The 17,506-nt window shown below is 53.1% G+C and carries 8 protein-coding genes; 5 read left to right on the top strand and 3 right to left on the bottom strand.

Features of this window, described 5'->3' with window-relative positions; translation table 11 throughout:
* Nucleotides 1–27: 27 nt before the first annotated feature.
* The 3 genes from F7231_RS18160 to F7231_RS18150 form a co-directional block, all read right to left on the bottom strand.
* Nucleotides 28–3,492 carry a TonB-dependent receptor gene (locus tag F7231_RS18160; protein ID WP_166692951.1) on the bottom strand — a complete coding sequence of 1,155 codons (3,465 nt, stop codon included), beginning with the start codon at nucleotides 3,490–3,492 and terminating at the stop codon, nucleotides 28–30.
* 226 nt (nucleotides 3,493–3,718) lie between these two features.
* On the bottom strand, nucleotides 3,719–4,771 hold the full coding sequence (locus tag F7231_RS18155) for a FecR family protein (RefSeq protein ID WP_166692950.1): 1,053 nt from the start codon (nucleotides 4,769–4,771) through the stop codon (nucleotides 3,719–3,721).
* A 79-nt stretch (nucleotides 4,772–4,850) separates the two neighbouring features.
* Complete coding sequence (locus tag F7231_RS18150; RefSeq protein ID WP_166692949.1) at nucleotides 4,851–5,471, bottom strand: RNA polymerase sigma factor; 621 nt, start codon at nucleotides 5,469–5,471, stop codon at nucleotides 4,851–4,853.
* A 946-nt stretch (nucleotides 5,472–6,417) separates the two neighbouring features.
* Here F7231_RS18150 and F7231_RS18145 point away from each other — a divergent pair.
* The 5 genes from F7231_RS18145 (at nucleotide 6,418) to F7231_RS18125 (ending at nucleotide 17,490) form a co-directional block, all read left to right on the top strand.
* Nucleotides 6,418–9,579, top strand: coding sequence for a SusC/RagA family TonB-linked outer membrane protein (locus F7231_RS18145; RefSeq protein ID WP_208295637.1), 3,162 nt, complete (start codon nucleotides 6,418–6,420; stop codon nucleotides 9,577–9,579).
* Between the two features lie 14 nt (nucleotides 9,580–9,593).
* Nucleotides 9,594–11,447 carry a RagB/SusD family nutrient uptake outer membrane protein gene (locus tag F7231_RS18140; protein ID WP_166692948.1) on the top strand — a complete coding sequence of 618 codons (1,854 nt, stop codon included), beginning with the start codon at nucleotides 9,594–9,596 and terminating at the stop codon, nucleotides 11,445–11,447.
* 172 nt (nucleotides 11,448–11,619) lie between these two features.
* A complete protein-coding gene (locus F7231_RS18135) occupies nucleotides 11,620–14,649 on the top strand; it encodes a SusC/RagA family TonB-linked outer membrane protein (RefSeq protein WP_166692947.1) in 3,030 nt (1,009 codons plus the stop codon).
* Between the two features lie 33 nt (nucleotides 14,650–14,682).
* Entirely contained in the window at nucleotides 14,683–16,428 is a 1,746-nt protein-coding gene (locus F7231_RS18130) for a RagB/SusD family nutrient uptake outer membrane protein (protein ID WP_166692946.1), read from the top strand.
* Nucleotides 16,429–16,452: 24 nt separating this feature from the next.
* Nucleotides 16,453–17,490, top strand: a complete 1,038-nt coding sequence (locus F7231_RS18125) for a DUF5627 domain-containing protein (protein WP_229370066.1) — start codon at nucleotides 16,453–16,455, stop codon at nucleotides 17,488–17,490.
* The last annotated feature ends 16 nt before the right edge of the window (nucleotides 17,491–17,506 follow it).

Genomic DNA, 17,506 nt, shown 5'->3' with positions numbered 1-17,506 from the left:
AGCTACTGTATATCGAGCTGTTAATGGCTAAAATCCTAGTTGCAGTCCAGCCATGATGGTTCTGGCCTGCGGGTATTGACCGTAGTCAATGCCATTCGTCAGAGACGATCCACCAAATGAACCAATCTCCGGATCGTAGCCACTTTTATACCCTGTTATGGTAAACAGGTTGGTCGTAGATACATAAACACGAGCTTTCGAGATAAACGAGCTACCAAACGGGGTAAGCCAGGTCGACGGCAGCGCGTAGCCTATGGTTAGGTTCTTTAACCGCACGTATGAGCCGCTTTCAACGAACCGGTTCGAAGCCCGGGCGTTTAGGTTTGGATCACCGGCCACCGCTCTGGGTACGTCCGTAACCTGTCCGGGTGTAGTCCAGCGGTTGAGCACGGCTGTACCTGCGTTGAAGAGCCGGGTCATGCCTTCCAAGTTGTATTTCACCGTGCTGTAAATCTGGTTACCCTGTACCCCCTGAACAAACAGGCTCAGATCCAAGCCTTTCCACCGGGCCGAGAAGTTTGTACCGTAGGTGAACTTAGGCAGGAAGTGGCCAAGGTTGACCTTATCGCTCGGATTGATTACACCGTCACCGTTTACGTCGACAAAGCGGAGATCGCCCGGATTAGGTGAGTTCACGTTTGCAACCGCATCGGTAGTCTTTGCCTTCCAGGCATCTATCTCGCCCTGATTCTGGAAAATACCGTCGGTGAGGTAGCCATAGAAATAACCGATAGGCTGTCCAACCTCCGTTCTTGACAGGTTATCGCCGTACCAGTCGCCTCCAAAAATGGTATTACCCTCGTCGCCCAGCGAAATGACTTTGTTCCGAACGGCACTCAGGTTGCCGCTCAGCGACCAGGTCAGTGCACCAGAAGTAGCCTGGTAGCCAGCCTGTATTTCGATACCCCGGTTCCGAACCGACCCTACGTTTGCCAGCGGAGCCTCATCATAGCCCATCGACGGTGGAATAGGGCGGTTGAGTACCATGTCGCGCGTCAGGTTGTTGAAATAATCGAACGAGAACGAGACCTTCCCATTCAGCAGGCTGGCGTCCAGACCGATGTTCGACATTTCTACGCTTTCCCATTTCAGGTCCTGGTTGGCCAGTTTCCGAACGGTGTAGCCCTGACTCTGAATCGACGTCGTTCTGTCGAATTCGTAGTATGGATCGCTCGACAACGTGGCCTGATAGCCGTAATCGCCGATGTTGTTGTTACCTACTAAGCCGTAACTACCCCGTATTTTAAGTTCGCTAAAGACCGGCAGGCTTTTCATAAACGACTCTTCACTAACGCGCCATCCGGCAGAGAGCGCCGGGAAGTTACCCCATTTCTTACCGGGTGCATACTTCGACGAACCATCACGACGGAACGATACCCCTAGCAGGTACTTGCCGGCATATTCGTAGTTGAGGCGACCTACATACGAGATAATTGCCGATTCGAAACGACCGGCACCAATACGAGGACTGGCCAGGTTGGTTGGCTCAACAATCACGTTGGTGATCGAGTTGGTCCCCCCTACGTTGATATTCGAGAATACCGAGGTTTGCTGTTCAGCCACGGCCGTTGCATTGATCGTGTGCTTACCAAACACCTTGTTGTAGCTCAGCTGGTTGGTCAGAATTGGCGCAATCGACTGCCCCCTATCCTGCGTAATGTTGGCGTAGCTAAGCGAGGCAAATCCACCGGGTCCGCTATCGAAACTCGGGTTGACCGTCCGGCCAATCGAATTATAAATATTGATACCACCCTGAAAACGGTACTTCAAACCCGGAACGAGTTCAACATCCAGATACAAAGTGCTGAAGACGGTGGTGGATTCCAGCGTATTGCTGTTCAGAAGCGAATTCCTGACCGGATTCGAAGGATCCGTACCATCCACATTTCGGGCACCCTCGAAGCCACCCAGGTTGTTCGGGTTGTAAACCGGCAGGTACGGAATGGTATTGATGATATTCCGAATCTGCGTGCCGATCGATCCGCCATTTTGCTCGATACGCCGTGTATCGTACGACAAATACAGTGTTTGACCCAGGCTAACCCGCTTACCCAGTTTGTGGTCTGAGTTGAGGCGAAGGTTTCCACGTTTGTAGTTCGTACCGATCATGATGCCGTCCTGACTGAAAAAGCCGCCCGACAGAAAGAATTTCGATACATCATTACCGCCCGTCAACTCAAGCCGGTGCTGCTGAATTGCCGCGTTTCTGAACATCTCATCCTGCCAGTCGGTATCGGTCTGCCGAAACGTCTGGGTTGCTCCAGGATAGATGGGCTGATCCAGACCAGTCAGCCAGCGAGGGGGTAAGCTTGAACCGGCAGGCCGGCCAAAATACGCGTCTCCGTTGTTCAGCAAATCGGTGCCATAAGCAATGTACTGATCCCGATTCAGGAGGGGAAGCTTACGCCAGGCACTCTGCACGCCGACGTAAGAATCGAGGTTCACGCTCAGCTTTTTCGAGTTCGAACGCTTTGTGGTAATCAGAATTACCCCGTTTGCCGCGCGTGACCCATAAATGGCAGCGGCACTCGCATCCTTCAATACCTCGACGGACTGTACGTCTTTCGGATCGATGTTTGATCCGTCGCCCACCGGCACACCATCAACTACATACAGCGGATTGGCATTGTTGATCGTGCCGACGCCCCGGATCCGGATGATTGGTGCTTCGCCGGGTGCGCCGTTATTCGTTACGGTCACCCCAGCCGCTCGACCCTGCAGGGCCTGCGAAATGTTAGGTACAGGCAGCGTGCTGATCTCTTTTTCAGAAACAGACGCAATGGCTCCCGTCAGCGATGATTTACGCTGCGTACCATAACCAACCACCACTACTTCATTCAGCGAGTTGGTGTCTGACTCCAACACAATATCAATCGTTGACCGGCTACCTACTGTAACCTCCTGCTTAACGTACCCAACAAAGCTATAGGTCAATACCGCGTTCTGATCGGGAACTGTGATCTGGTATCGGCCTTCGGCATCTGTCACGGCGCCGCGTTGGGTGCCTTTCACCACTATATTGACGCCGGGAATGCCTTCACCGGTCTGGTCCGTGATTCTGCCGGTAATAACCTCTTCCAGCGCAACCTGACCCGAACCCGTTGGTGTCGACAGCATAGTCGTACCTTCTGTCAGCTGACTCAGTACGATATCGTTGCCCACCAGCCGGTAATTGATCTGTAAGGGTTTCAGAACCGTGGCCAGCACCTCACTAAGCGGTTGATTCTGAGCATTGATAGAAATGAGCCGTTCTGCCTGAATGAGCTTAGGACTATAAATAAACCGAATATCGGCTCTCGATTCGATCGCCGACAGAACTGTTTTTACCGCTTTCCCACCCATCCGGAGCGAAATGCGCTTATTAAGCACCTCTTGACCGTACCCATCTACAGCATACGTTACACCTAGAGTGAGAAATAAGAGGAGTAATTGCATAAAAGTCATTCTCATAATTCGATACGAGAAGCTACGCGCCTTAGAAACTTTTTTCATACGTTTGTTTTGTTTTTGAATGATTGCAAAAGGTTAATCAAAAACGTCCCTGACCAACCGATTTTTCGGATGGTGACCAACTGGGTTTTTGTCAGTCGGATGTGCTCCACCACATCCGACTTTTTACTTTATGTACTTGGTAATCAACTTGTTTTTTTACAATAAAGACAATGAATTAGTGGTTGATGAATTGATTAAGAACTAAGAAAATAGTGAAAGATACCGGTCAATTACACCCCCGCCCAGACAATTTTATCTGGCCATCTGTAACCTGATAAGTGGCGTGGATCGCTTCACAAATCAGGTCAAGTTTTTGGTACAGATCCTGCTTGTTTAATGAGGCCGTCAGGTTGCAGCTCGCCAACGCTTCAGCATCGTAGCTGATCGATACACCGTAAGCCGCTGATAAGGTTGTCAACACCTGCGGAATCGGAGTCTCACTAAACTCGAAGGGGTTGTACTGAACAGGCGAGCTAACAATTACTGGCTTCTCGACCAGGGTCTTTATAAACTGTTCGTCGGTTATGACAAACACAGCCCGTTGGTTCGGCGTCAGCAGGACTTCATCAGCCGGGGTATCTCCCCGTTGTTCACCCCGCTTTTTAAATACACGCACTTTGCCGGTTCTGACCGATACAGATATATTACTGTCGGTATCGTACGCCTTTATGGTGAAGCTGGTACCTACTACTCGGGTGACTATTTTCCCCGTGTTGACCAGGAAGGGCTGGGTGGGGTTTTTGGCTACTTCGAAAAATCCCTCGCCAATCAGCGTTACTTCCCGATTTTTCTGCCCGAAGCTAGTACTAACCAGTAACTGACTACCTGGTTCTAGGGTAACGATGCTCCCGTCGGGCAGGTTAATTACCTTCCGTTTGTCAGTAGTAGCAATTTCCTGTCGAAAGCCAGTCTTATCCCCTACTAATATCCCAGAAGCAAACCGCTGCCACCCCCCTACAGCGACACCCAGCACGAGCACCACCGAAGCGGCGACCTGAAACCAGGTACGTCGGTACACCGGCAGGGATCGAATTGGCTGTCGAGTCTCCAGAATACGGGCAATCGACTCCTGAACACCCAGGTGATCGATCGGAATGTCGATGACGCGTAGACTACGTACAATCAGTCTGGCTTGTTCAACCGTTTCCTGTTGTTCAGGATGAGCCACTAGCCAATCTGGCCAGAAATTGTCCTGTTCCGGATGCGCACAAAGCACCCACTCCCGGAAGTGGAGATCCTGAACGAAATCGTCTGTTGTATATGACTGGTAGTCTTTCATCAGCTAGACACAGAGTTACAGCCTCTTACAGGTAAGAGCGGCCTGGGTGGGAATAGTCCTAAAAAAAATTGAAAAAAAATTACAGGCAGGTGAAGTGGATGACCATGAATAAGCTCACCCAGTATTTACGAAGCAGCTTCAGGGCCTCGTAGATCAGGTTCACAGCTGAATGCTGGTTGATAGCCATAATCTGCGCGATATCCTCATAGTCCAGAGCCTGATAAAACCGCAGGTATATAGCTTCCCGCTGACGTTTCGACAATTGCGCCAGATTGGCCTTCAACTTAGACAAATTTTCGTCGTTCCGCTCTTTATCGATTATATCGGTTTCGATTGCGAATTGAACCTGAAAATCGTATTCATCAAAAGAAGTATCAACTGAAAATATTCGCTGGGATCGCTGTATTTCTTTGTAAAGCTGCCTACGTAAGGATGTTAACAAGTATGCTTTTATAGAACGCACTTCGTTTAGCCGCTCACGGCGATTCCATATATCAATAAAAAGATTGTGCAAACAATCTTTCACAACGTCAGCATCGTTAGAAAGGCGTAAACCATATTTTAATAATATAGGATAATATATATTAACTAAATCAGCATAGGCAAGTGCATCTCCCCGCTTAAACGCCTGCCATACTTGTTCGTCCTGACCACTCTCACAGGGCTGCGTTTTAGAGTTGAATAGGGTGAACTTCTTCATAACTCAAATATAACGCAGATTATAACCAGTAGGGTACGCTAATTCTTTCTAAAAACAGTAACGGTTAGCCAAAAAGGAAGGCATATTACTACCACGGATAAAGCGATAAAATAGGTACGTAATCCAGATGAGCTAACAGGCAGCAAATTGGCGAAGTCCATATGTAACATAATGCCCCCCCTGACACTAGAACAGGAAGCAAATCAAGGCCTATCATACGTCGTAGTAAAGTTAATCAAACAGCACAAAACAGGCCCCAGCGGCTTATCAGGGCGTTTTTTGTAATTATTTTACGAGCATGTAACATAGGCAATTGTGTTTGTAACATGCCCTTGAAGCTTATTGCATTATGCTAATATACTTTTGACCTCAGTTGGTAAGCGTCCAATTGGCTCTGCTCATGGAATAAGCCGATAGAATGAATTTATTGAATAATATCATTTCAGGCTTCCCAACGATAGTCACTCTACGAAGTACTCTACCTCGTAATCGTTCTGTCTCCCAGCGTTACAGAGAATGCCCCACTTCACAACATACCGTATTGCGAAAACAAACTGAATAAAGGCAAGCGACTTAACAGATACTGTGGTCGATTCTTTTTACAGATAGTAGCTGAAATTACTTCTAATCAGCTAGCATTAATTATTGACTTATATACTCATCTCTCGCCCGCTTTGGCGCAGAGACGGGAACAGGAAAGAATTATAACGAAATGGGATGAGCAAAATTAAGTCGAGACTAGCTACCGAGTAAACACGCTATTTTTCTAATTGTTTTACGAAAATTCAATCGTTCAGTACTCCTTCAACCCTTAACTCTTTTTCTTATATGACAGAAATTAATCGTCGTACTGCCTACACTATGCAATTTATGCGCCAATCAGAAGGGCAATTAGACTCACTAAATTTTTGAGTTTTTAACGCAAATCTCACTCAACGAAAGTGAAATGATTAAAACTATACAGTGCTTAGACCAATTTTCCAGAAAAGGAATAAATAGTACCCGCCTGATTGGGTGCTGGATTGCGATGGTGTGCTTTTTAATGAGCAGCCAGTTGGTACTAGCCCAGGAGAGTCAAACCGTAAAAGGGGTAGTCCTGGATGAACAGCAGAAGCCGTTGTTCGGGGCTTATGTGATTCTGAAGAATACGACAACCGGTACCACATCGGATGTTAACGGCGAATTCACCCTGAAAATCCCTGCTGGCAAACAAACACTGACGGTTTCGTATCTCGGTTCGAAGCCGCAGGAGGTCACCGTTGAAAAGAGCGGAACCATCAAAGTGGTGCTCTCCGGGGGAGACATTACCCTCGCCGAAACGGTGGTAGTCGGATACGCCCAGCAAAAGAAGCAAAGTGTGGTGGGGGCCATCTCGCAAACGACCGGAAAGGTGCTCGAACGCGCCGGGGGCGTATATAGCGTAGGGTCAGCGCTGACCGGCAACGTACCTGGGGTGATCACCACGTCGAGTACCGGCATGCCCGGCGAAGAAGATCCGCGCATTCTGATTCGGGGTCTGAGCTCGTGGAATAACAGCTCGCCGCTCATTCTGGTCGACGGTATCGAACGACCTATGAACAGCGTCGACATCTCGTCGATCGAAACTATTTCGGTTCTGAAAGATGCATCGGCAACGGCCGTTTTCGGGGTAAAAGGTGCCAACGGGGTTATCCTGATTACAACCAAACGGGGTAAAGAAGGCAAAGCAAACATCAACGTCCGCGCCGACTACACCCTGAAATCGCCCTCGGCGCTGCCCAACAAATTCGATTCCTACGATGCCCGGCGCATTCGTAATCAGGTAATTGAAAGCGAATTAGGCCTCGAATCGGCGGGATGGGCTACCTACACGCCCTACGAAATCCTGAACAGGTACCGGAACCCGGCAAACCTGGCCGAAGCGGAGCGCTACCCTAACGTAGACTGGGCCAAAGAGATGTTCAAGCCCGTTACGCAGTCGTATAGCGCCAACCTCAATGTATCGGGAGGTACGTCATTTGTGAAGTACTTCGCCTCGGCTGACTTCCTGATGGATGGCGACATCTTCAAAGAGTGGGATAACAACCGGGGGTATCAGGCAGGTTACGGCTTCAACCGGATCAACGTCCGGACAAACCTCGATTTCCAGCTAACACCGACTACCTTGCTGGTAACGAACCTGTCCAGCTCAAACGGCGTAAAAAAGAGCCCCTGGGGCGCTACGGGCGGCGAATACGACATGTGGCAGGGTGCCTACAGTGTAGCCCCCGACGTAATGATGCCGCGCTATTCTGACGGCACCTGGGGGTACTACGCGGCAGACCCCGTAGCGGCAACCAACTCCATTCTGAATCTGGCCCGCAGCGGGATCATGAAGCGGACCACCAGCCGAATCACTACCGATTTTACGCTGAATCAGGATTTGAAATCCATCCTGAACGGCCTGAGTACCTCAGGTACTGTTTCGTGGGATAATAGCTTCGTAGAAAGTCAGCGGGGTATCAACGACCTCTACAACGACCCACAAACCAAGTGGATCGACCCCGTCACGGGCGAATCGCGCTACCGGTTTACCTACGATGCCGCCAATATGTTCGACTTTCAGGAAGCCATCCGGTGGGCACCACAGGCGGGCGCGATGGACAATGGCGCCACATACCGCCGGTTGTTTTACCAGCTTAAGCTGAACTACAACAAAACCTGGAACAAGCACACGGGTAGTGCCATGGGGCTGTTCAGCCGCGAAGACCGGGCCTCGGGCAGCGAGATTCCCAACTACCGCGAAGACTGGGTATTCCGGACCACCTACGACTATGCGGGCAAGTACTTTGCCGAAGTAAACGGTGCCTACAACGGTTCTGAGAAGTTCGGGGCCGACAATCGCTTCCACTTCTTCTCGTCGGGTGCAGTAGGCTGGCTCCTGTCGGAGGAGCCATTTCTGAAACCAGTGAAATTCCTGGACCTGCTCAAGCTGCGCCTATCGTATGGTAAAATCGGTGATGACAACATCAACCAGCGGTGGCTCTATATGACCCAGTGGGCGTATAACGGGCAGGCCAAAATTGGCGAAAACAACTCGGATGTCAGCCCATATGTCTGGTACCGGGAGTCATCAGTTGGTAACCCTTCGGTACACTGGGAATCGGTAACGAAGACCAACCTGGGTGCCGACTTCTCACTGTTCAACGGTATGGTATCCGGTAGTCTGGACTTCTTCAACGATTACCGCACCGACATTCTCATTGCCGGTGGGGCTCGGGCTATTCCGTCGTATTACGGTACCAGCGCACCAGTAGCCAACCTGGGTAAAGTACGGGTGAAAGGCTACGAATTTGAGGTCAAAGTAAACCACCAGCTACCCAGCGGGCTGAGGTTGTGGGGTAATGCCAACATGACCCACGCGAAAGACCAGATCCTCGAAGCCGATAACCCAAGCCTGCTGCCCGATTACCGCAAAACAGAAGGCAAGCAGATTGGGCAGACTTACTCGTATGTCAGCCACGGCTACTACAACACCTGGGACGAACTGTATGGCAGCACCGAACAAAACACTAATGATCGGCAGAAGCTACCCGGCAACCTGCAAATCGTTGACTACAACGGTGACGGCAAAATTGACACGTACGACAACATCCCCTACGGCTACCCTAACCGGCCCCAGAATACCTACAACGCTACGGTTGGTTTCGAATGGAAAGGGTTCAGCGCCTTCGCTCAGTTCTACGGCGTCAACAACGTAACCCGCCAGGTGGTGTTCACCAGCTTCGGGTCGCGTCTGAACACGGTGTACGATCAGGGTACGTACTGGACAAAAGATAACCCGACGGCCAACTCGCCCCTGCCCCGCCTGATGACGGCGACCGACGGATCGACCTATGGCAACTTCTACATGTATGACGGCTCGTATGTACGCCTGAAAAACGCCGAGGTCGCCTACACCTTCAATCGGGGCTGGGTAGAACGGTTCGGTGTACGCACACTGCGGGTCTACGCCAACGGTAACAACCTCTGGCTCTGGACCAAAATGCCCGACGACCGCGAATCGAACTTTGCCGGTACTGGCTGGGCAGCGCAGGGTGCCTACCCTACCGTGAAACGCTTCAACTTCGGTATAAACATTACTCTGTAACGCACAGCTAACACATGAAACGCTTTACAAAATCAATTGGCTGGTTTGCACTGGCAGCGCTGCTGTTTGTGTTGCCTTCCTGCAAAGACTACCTCGACCGGCAAAACCAGTCGACGGTATCGCCGACAGATGCCTTCAAGAACTTTGTCAATTTTCAGGGCTACGTAGAAGAACTGTACTACTGCTTGCCCGAGTCGTCGAAGTTTTACTGGCAGGGTTCGTTTAACTGGGGCGAAGATGAGATCATCGTGGCCGGGTCAACCCATTTCTTCGGCTATAAGATCGACAATGGCGATTTCTGGGGCTGGCAGCGTGAAAACGACGGCTGGGGCTCTAACTGGATGGACGGCCCGGGCAATACCCTCGACCGGACCAACCGCTTCAATAAACGGTTTTGGCCCCTGGCTTGGTATGGTATCCGGAAAGCCAATATGGGCCTCGAAAACCTCGACCGGCTCACTGACGCAACGCCAGAAGAGAAAAACCTGGTAAAAGGCCAGTTGCTGTTCTTCCGGGCCTGGTTCCACTTCCAGCTCATGAGCTACTTTGGCGGCCTTCCATACATCGACAAGGTGTTACCCGCCGACCAGAAGCTCGACCTGCCCCGCCTGACCTACCAGCAAACGGCGCTGAAAGCAGCCGAAGATTTCAAGGCGGCGGCTGAACTGCTTCCCACCAACTGGGATGAGACCGACGCCGGCAAGCGCACTCTGGGCAAGAATCAGTTGCGGATCAACAAGGTGATGGCGCTGGGCTTTATGGGCAAAAACTACCTGTACGCCGCCAGCCCGCTAATGAATATGGCGTCGACCGGCAGCAAAACGTTTGATGCCGAGCTTTGCAAGAAGGCGGCGGAGGCCTTTGCTACCCTGCTCAAGATGAGCGAAAGCGGCCAGACCTGGCACAAGCTGGCCAACTTCTCGGAGATGTCGAGCGTGTACTACACCCTGAACCAGGGCTACAAAATCCCCGGTTTTCCGGAGGCCATCATGCAATCGCCCGCCTACGATGGCGGCGCTACCCGCTGGGGTCTCAACGAGCAATACGTAGCGGGTGTGCTGTTCAACGGGGGCAATGTCTGCTTTTCGCCCACGGCCAACTACGTCAACTATTACGGCATGGCCAACGGGATGCCCATCAAGAATGCCGAGCAGGCCGATGCGGAGTCAGGTTACGACCCAACAGACCCCTGGAAAGGACGTGACCCGCGTTTTTACAAAGACATCATTTATGACGGCGTAAAAATGATTCAGGGCATCACGGCCACCCGCGAAGCACACCGATACGCCAACCTGTTTACTAAAGGCAGCTACCGCGACGATAACAACGGTAGCCGGACGGGGTACCTGACTGGTAAATTCATCCCCCGCACGACGAACTATGACGACAACGGGCATAACCAGTCGCACTTCATTCACCTGAGCTACATGCGCTTGGCCGACGTGTACCTGATGTATGCCGAAGCTGCCCTGCACGGATACGGGTCGCCTACCGGAAGCTTCCCCGGCTATATTACTGCCGTAGAGGCCGTTAACAAGATCCGGCGGCGGGCTGGCGTGGCCGATGTCAATCAGAAGTTTCTGGGATCGAAAGATGCCTTCATGGGTGAGTTGATCCGTGAACGCGCCGTAGAACTGTCGTTCGAAGGGCACCGGTTCAATGACCTTCGCCGGTGGCTGCTGCTGACTGAGCGTCCGTATACGTTGAAGACGGCCCACGATTTCGATCGCGCGCCCGGTGGCAAGGTAGCCAACCTGAAAGAGCGGGTCATTCTGGAGCGACGCCTGAACAGCAAGCACTACTGGCTGCCCCTCAAGGTCGTCGACGTGAGCATGTACCTGGCATTTCCACAAAATCCAGGCTGGTAAACACAACGCTCAAACACCCAATTGACGAAAACTTTTCTAAGCCGCGCCTAACCGCCGACTATCCCCTGCGTGCCGCCCTTTGTCGTGTGCACCCTAGGCCATGCCATGTCTGAACGTCATCTCTATGACCAATTCAGAGGGGGATTTTCGGGGCGGTTAGCCAATCAGAACCATGAAACACTTAGTTGTCACCACATCGGTCTGTGCCTTGTTGACCCTATCTACGCTGGGGTTACAGGCGCAGACCAATCCGAAAGTCGAGGTCAGGTCGGTTGTTCGGAATGCAGAGGGGAAGCCCCTGCCCAACGCGCTCATCAGCGCTAATGCCGGCCAGGAACAAACCACGACGGATAGCCTGGGCGCCTTTTCGCTGGCCGTAGCCCCCAAATCGGTCGTACAGGTATCGGCCGAAGGGTATCAGGCTCACGTAGCCGTAGCCGACACCAACATGCGGGAGATCATTCTGGCGGGTATCGACGAAACGGCTAATCTGGTTAATGTAGCTTTTCGCAAGGTGAACCGGAAAGACCTGCTGGGTGGCGTGTCGGCGGTGAACGTACCTGCGTTGCTGCAAAAGAACTACACCACGGGTGCGCTGGATAACCTGAGCGCTTTCGTTGGCGGCTTCAACGGCAACATCTGGGGCATGGGCGAATACATGGTCCTGATCGATGGGGTACCTCGCAGCGCTACTGCCGACGTTCACGCAACCGAAATCGAGCAGATCACCGTCCTGAAAGGAGCCGCAGCGCTGGCCCTGTACGGAAGCCGGGCGGCTAAGGGGGTTATTCAGATCACGACCAAACGAGGCGTGGCCAACGAGAAGCGGATCAACGTTCGGGTCAACACGGGGCTACACGTACCCAAGGGCTACCCCGACTATGTAGGCTCGGCCGAGTACATGACCCTGTATAATGAGGCCCGCCGCAACGATGGACTAGCCCAGCTATACACGCCGGAAACGATCTGGAACCACTATTCGGGCGTCAATCCATACCGGTACCCCAATGTAGACTACTATTCGCCCGAGTACCTGCGGAAAGTATCGAACCGGACCGATGCGATCACCGAAATCTCCGGAGGCAACTCCCGGGCGCGGTTCTACACGAACATCGGCTTTGCACATTCGAACTCGCTGATCAATTTCGGTGAAGCGAAAAAAGACAACAACACCCGCCTGAACGTTCGGGGGAATGTCGATGTGCGTCTCAATGACAAGATCACCACGTCGGTCGATGCCTCGGCAATCTTCAGCAATAACCGCTCAGCGCATGGTAACTACTGGAGTAATGCTGCTACGTTGCGGCCTTACCGGTTCTCGCCGCTGATTCCAATCAGCATGATCGAAGAAAACGATCCGCAATCGCAGATTCAGGTTCAAAACAGCAATTACCTCATCGATGGCAAATACCTGTTGGGCGGTACGCAGCAGCACCTGACCAACCCTTTTGCCGACATCTACGCGGCGGGCTACAACCAGGGAACAACCCGTCAGTTTCAGTTTACCAACGCCATCAACATCGATCTGGGTAGTACGCTGCCCGGCCTGTCGTTCGGTACCCGAATTGGGGTCGACTACTCCTCGTCGTATAACCTGGCGTTCACCAACCAGTACGCGATATATTCGCCCACCTGGAATAACTACGCTGGCAACGATCTGATCAGCAGCATGCAGAAGTTCGGCGAAGACCGGAATAACGGCACGCAGAACGTGAGTAACAGCTGGCGGCAGCAGACGCTGTTCTTCTCCGGGCAGTTCAACTACGCCACCCGGATCAACAATGTCCACAACATCAACGCAATTCTGGTTGGCACGGGGCATCAGCGCACTGAAACGGCGGTATACCACGCTACGCAAAGCCACATGAACATGGGCCTGCAGGTGGCGTATAACTACCGGCAGAAGTACTACCTCGATTTTAGCGGTAACATGCTCTACTCGGCCAAACTGCCTCCGGGCAATCGGACAGCGTTCTCGCCCACCCTGTCGGCGGGCTGGCGCATCAGCGAAGAAGGCTTCCTGTCGGGCTCGTCGGTTGTGAATGACCTGAAGCTGACGGCATCGGCGGGCATCCTGCATACCGATCTGGACATTCCGGGCTACTACCTCTACAAAGGCATCTTTACCCACGCCGACGGTACGTGGTACAGCTGGCGCGACGGCAGCCTGACCCGAACAACGGATTCGCGTCGTGGCGAAAACAACGACCTGTTCTTTGCCAAGCGCAAAGACATCAACGTAGGCCTTGAGGGTTCGTTTTTCCAGCGGCTGATTTCGCTGAACGCAAACTACTTCTTCAGCCGCATGGACGGCATCATCACGCAGGCCGCCACGATTTACCCGAACTACTTCGTGACCGGGTTCCCGCAGAGTTCATTCCTGCCATACGTAAACTACAACAACGATCAGCGTAGTGGCGTCGATTTTAACCTGGCCTTGAACAAACAGCTCGGGCAGGTGGCCTGGACGGTGGGCGTAACGGGTACATTCTACAGTTCGAAAGTCATCCAGCGCGCCGAAAACTTCGAGAACGCCTATCAGAACCGGGTGGGCAAACCGCTCGACGCCATTTTCGGCCTGCAAAGCAATGGCCTCTTTGCCAACGAAAGCGACATTGCCGCCAGCGCCACCCAGTCGTACGGCCAGGTAAAGCCGGGCGACATTAAATACGTAGACCAGAACGGCGACAAGATTATCGATAGCCGTGATGAGGTGTATCTGGGTCGGGCTGGCTGGAACGGATCACCGGTTACGTTTGGCGTGCACCTGACGGCCAAATGGAAAAACTGGACCTTCTTCACCATCGCCACCGGTAACGAAGGAGCCTACTCACAGAAGAACAACTCGTATTTCTGGATTCGGGGCGATGACAAGTATTCAGCCGCTGTGCGTGATCGCTGGACACCCGAAACCGCAGCAACGGCAACGTACCCACGGCTCACCAGCCTGAACAACGATAACAACATCCGCACGTCTGACTTCTGGCTGTATCGCAACAACCGCATCAACTTGTCGCGTGTACAGATCACCTACGCCCTTCCGAGCCGGTTACTGGCAGGCAAATTTGTGCGTGATCTGAGCATCTACGCCAGTGGCGCCGACCTGCTGACCGTTGCCAAAGAACGGCAGATCATGGAAACAACCATTGGCGGGGCTCCCCAAACCCGATTCTTCAACCTGGGCTTAAACGCAGCGTTCTAACCAGCTTTTAGCTTTCTGGCTAGCTCAATATTTATGAAAAGATACTTACCTGCCCTGTTCGCCGCGAGCCTGTCATTGATGGGCTGCGCCGATCTGCTGGAACCTGAGGTTGAAAACCTGCCCGGTAAGGAGGCCATGTATAAAGAGGTGACCTTTGCCCAGGGCTTCCTGCTCAACGGCTACACCCGTCTGCCCGGTCTGTCGTTCAACGACGTGGCCACCGACGACGCGGTCAGCAACGACAAAAACAACGCCTATCAGAAAGTGGCTACCGGCCAATGGACGGCCAACTTTAACCCGGCCGATCAGTGGGTGAACAGTACGGCGGCTATTCAGTACCTGAACACCATGCTGTCGGAGGTCGACAAGGTGACCTGGGCAACTGACCCAAAAGCCGCTCAGATGTTCAGAGACCGCATCAAGGGTGAGGCCTACGGGCTGCGCGCTTTCTACATGTTCCAGCTGCTGCGGGCCCACGGCGGTTGGTCGAACAGCGGCGAATTGCTGGGCGTTCCGATCCTGACTCAACCTCAGGATACGAAGTCGGACTTCAACCAGCCCCGGGCTACGTTTGAAGCCTGCATGCAACAGTTTTACAGTGACATCAAGCAAGCCGAAGAGCTGTTGCCACTCGACTACGAAGACGTTTCTACGCAGGCGCAGGTACCCACCAAGTACGTTGGCGTTACGCCGGAAGAGTATACCCGTGTGTTTGGGCAGTACTCACGCCTGCGGATGACGGCCCGTATTGCCAAAGCCATTCGCGCACAGGCCGCCCTGTTTGCCGCCAGCCCAGCTTACAAAAGCGGCACAACCACTACCTGGGCGGATGCCGCCAACTACGCGGGCGAGGTGCTGAAGCTGATTGGCGGGCCAGCCCGATTAGCCGCTAACGGCGTTACGTGGTACGACAACCGGGCCGAGATCAACAGCCTCGGAGCGGGCATTAACCCACCGGAGATTCTCTGGCGGAGCGACGCATCGAACAGCCGGAATCTGGAGGAAGACAATTACCCGCCTTCACTTTTTGGCCGGGGCCGCATCAACCCCACGCAGAATCTGGTCGACGCCTTCCCGATGGCCAACGGTTACCCCATCGGCTCACCAGCCAGTGGCTACAACGCGCAGGCCCCTTATGCCGGGCGTGACCCTCGTTTGCAGCGCTATATCGTGACCAACGGCAGCACCCTCGGGCCATCAAACACGGTGGTCAGAACCGAGACAGGCAGTGGCAACGATGCCGTCAACCAGATCGAAACGTCGACGCGCACAGGCTACTACATGCGGAAGCTGCTGCGGGCCGACGTGAACCTGAACCCCATCGGGATCAACGACCAGCGGCATTACACAACCCGTATCCGGTACACCGAGATTTTCCTGGCGTATGCTGAAGCAGCCAACGAAGCCTGGGGACCGGATGCAGCGGGCACAGTTGGTTTCTCGGCACGTGACGTAATCAGGGCCATTCGCCAGCGGGCCGGTATTGGCACCACCAACGGCGACGCGTACCTGAACACCGTGCAGACCCAGGCCGATATGCGCCAGCTTATCCGAAACGAACGCCGCCTGGAGCTGTGCTTCGAAGGATTCCGGTTCTGGGACCTGCGCCGCTGGAGCGAAAAGCTCACCGAAACGGCCAACGGGATTCAGATCACAGCCGGAAACTATGTCGTGATTCCGGTGGAAAACAGAGCTTACGCGGCACACATGAACCACGGCCCGATTCCATACGGCGAACTACTGAAGTGGAAGTCACTCGTTCAAAACAAAGGCTGGTAACGTACCCAACAACACGAATCAATCATGAAGGTGAAGAAATTACATACGCTCATCGTATTGGCAGGAATGGCGCTGTTCAGTTCCTGCAAGAACGAGGAATGGGTATTCCCTGACTTCGAGTACACGACGGTCTATTTCGCGTATCAATCGCCCGTGCGCACCATTACGCTCGGAGAAGACCTCTACGATACCTCGCTCGACAACGCCTACAAGTGCAAAATCATGGCGACAAAAGGCGGCGCATACACCAATAAGTCAGACATCACCGTCGATATCAAAGTCGACAATTCCCTCTGCGACAGGCTGGTGTTTAACAACAGCAGCCAGAAAGTGCTGCCCATGCCGGCCAACTACTACAGCCTGGCCGCTAACCAGATTATTATTCCGAAAGGCAGCATCTCGGGTGGCGTAGAAGTGCAACTGACCGACGCGTTTTTTGCCGATCCGGCCGCTATCCGGAACACCTACGTGATACCAGTGGTGATGAACAAAGTTCAGAATGCCGACTCGCTGTTGCGGGGTAAAACCGCGCTGGCATCGCCCCGCCGGACGGTTGGCAGCGACTGGGATATCACGCCTAAAGATTACATTCTCTACGCCGTGAAGTACATAAATCCCTGGCATGCTACGTACCTGCGGCGCGGCAAGGATGTGATTACCGGCAAAGCGGGCAACACGGCCATCAACAAGACCCAGGTGCGCCGGGGTGTTTACATCGAAAATAGTGAAGTGTGCAACGTAACAACCCGCTCCCTGAAACAGGTGGTGTTCAGCAACGCGATCAAAAGCGTCACCGGTACCGATATGCCCTATCGGCTGATCCTGACATTCGACGAGGCCAACAACTGCACCATTACGACCGATGCCACGGACTACACGGTTAAAGGCACGGGCCGGTTTGTGAAGCGGGGCGACGTGAAAAGCTGGGGCAACCAGGACCGCGACGTGCTTCATCTCAACTACGAAGTCGATTTCAACAATGCTCACCTGACCACGACCGACACCCTGGTTGTGCGCAACCGGGGCGTTGTGGCCGAAACGTTTATTCCGGTCTACCAGTAAGCCACCCTAAACCGCG

It is taken from the genome of Fibrivirga algicola, assembly GCF_011742925.1.
GTDB classification, from domain to species: domain Bacteria; phylum Bacteroidota; class Bacteroidia; order Cytophagales; family Spirosomataceae; genus Fibrella; species Fibrella algicola.
The sequence above is the reverse complement of the archived record's forward strand: the minus strand, read 5'-3'. Positions and strand labels throughout refer to the sequence as shown.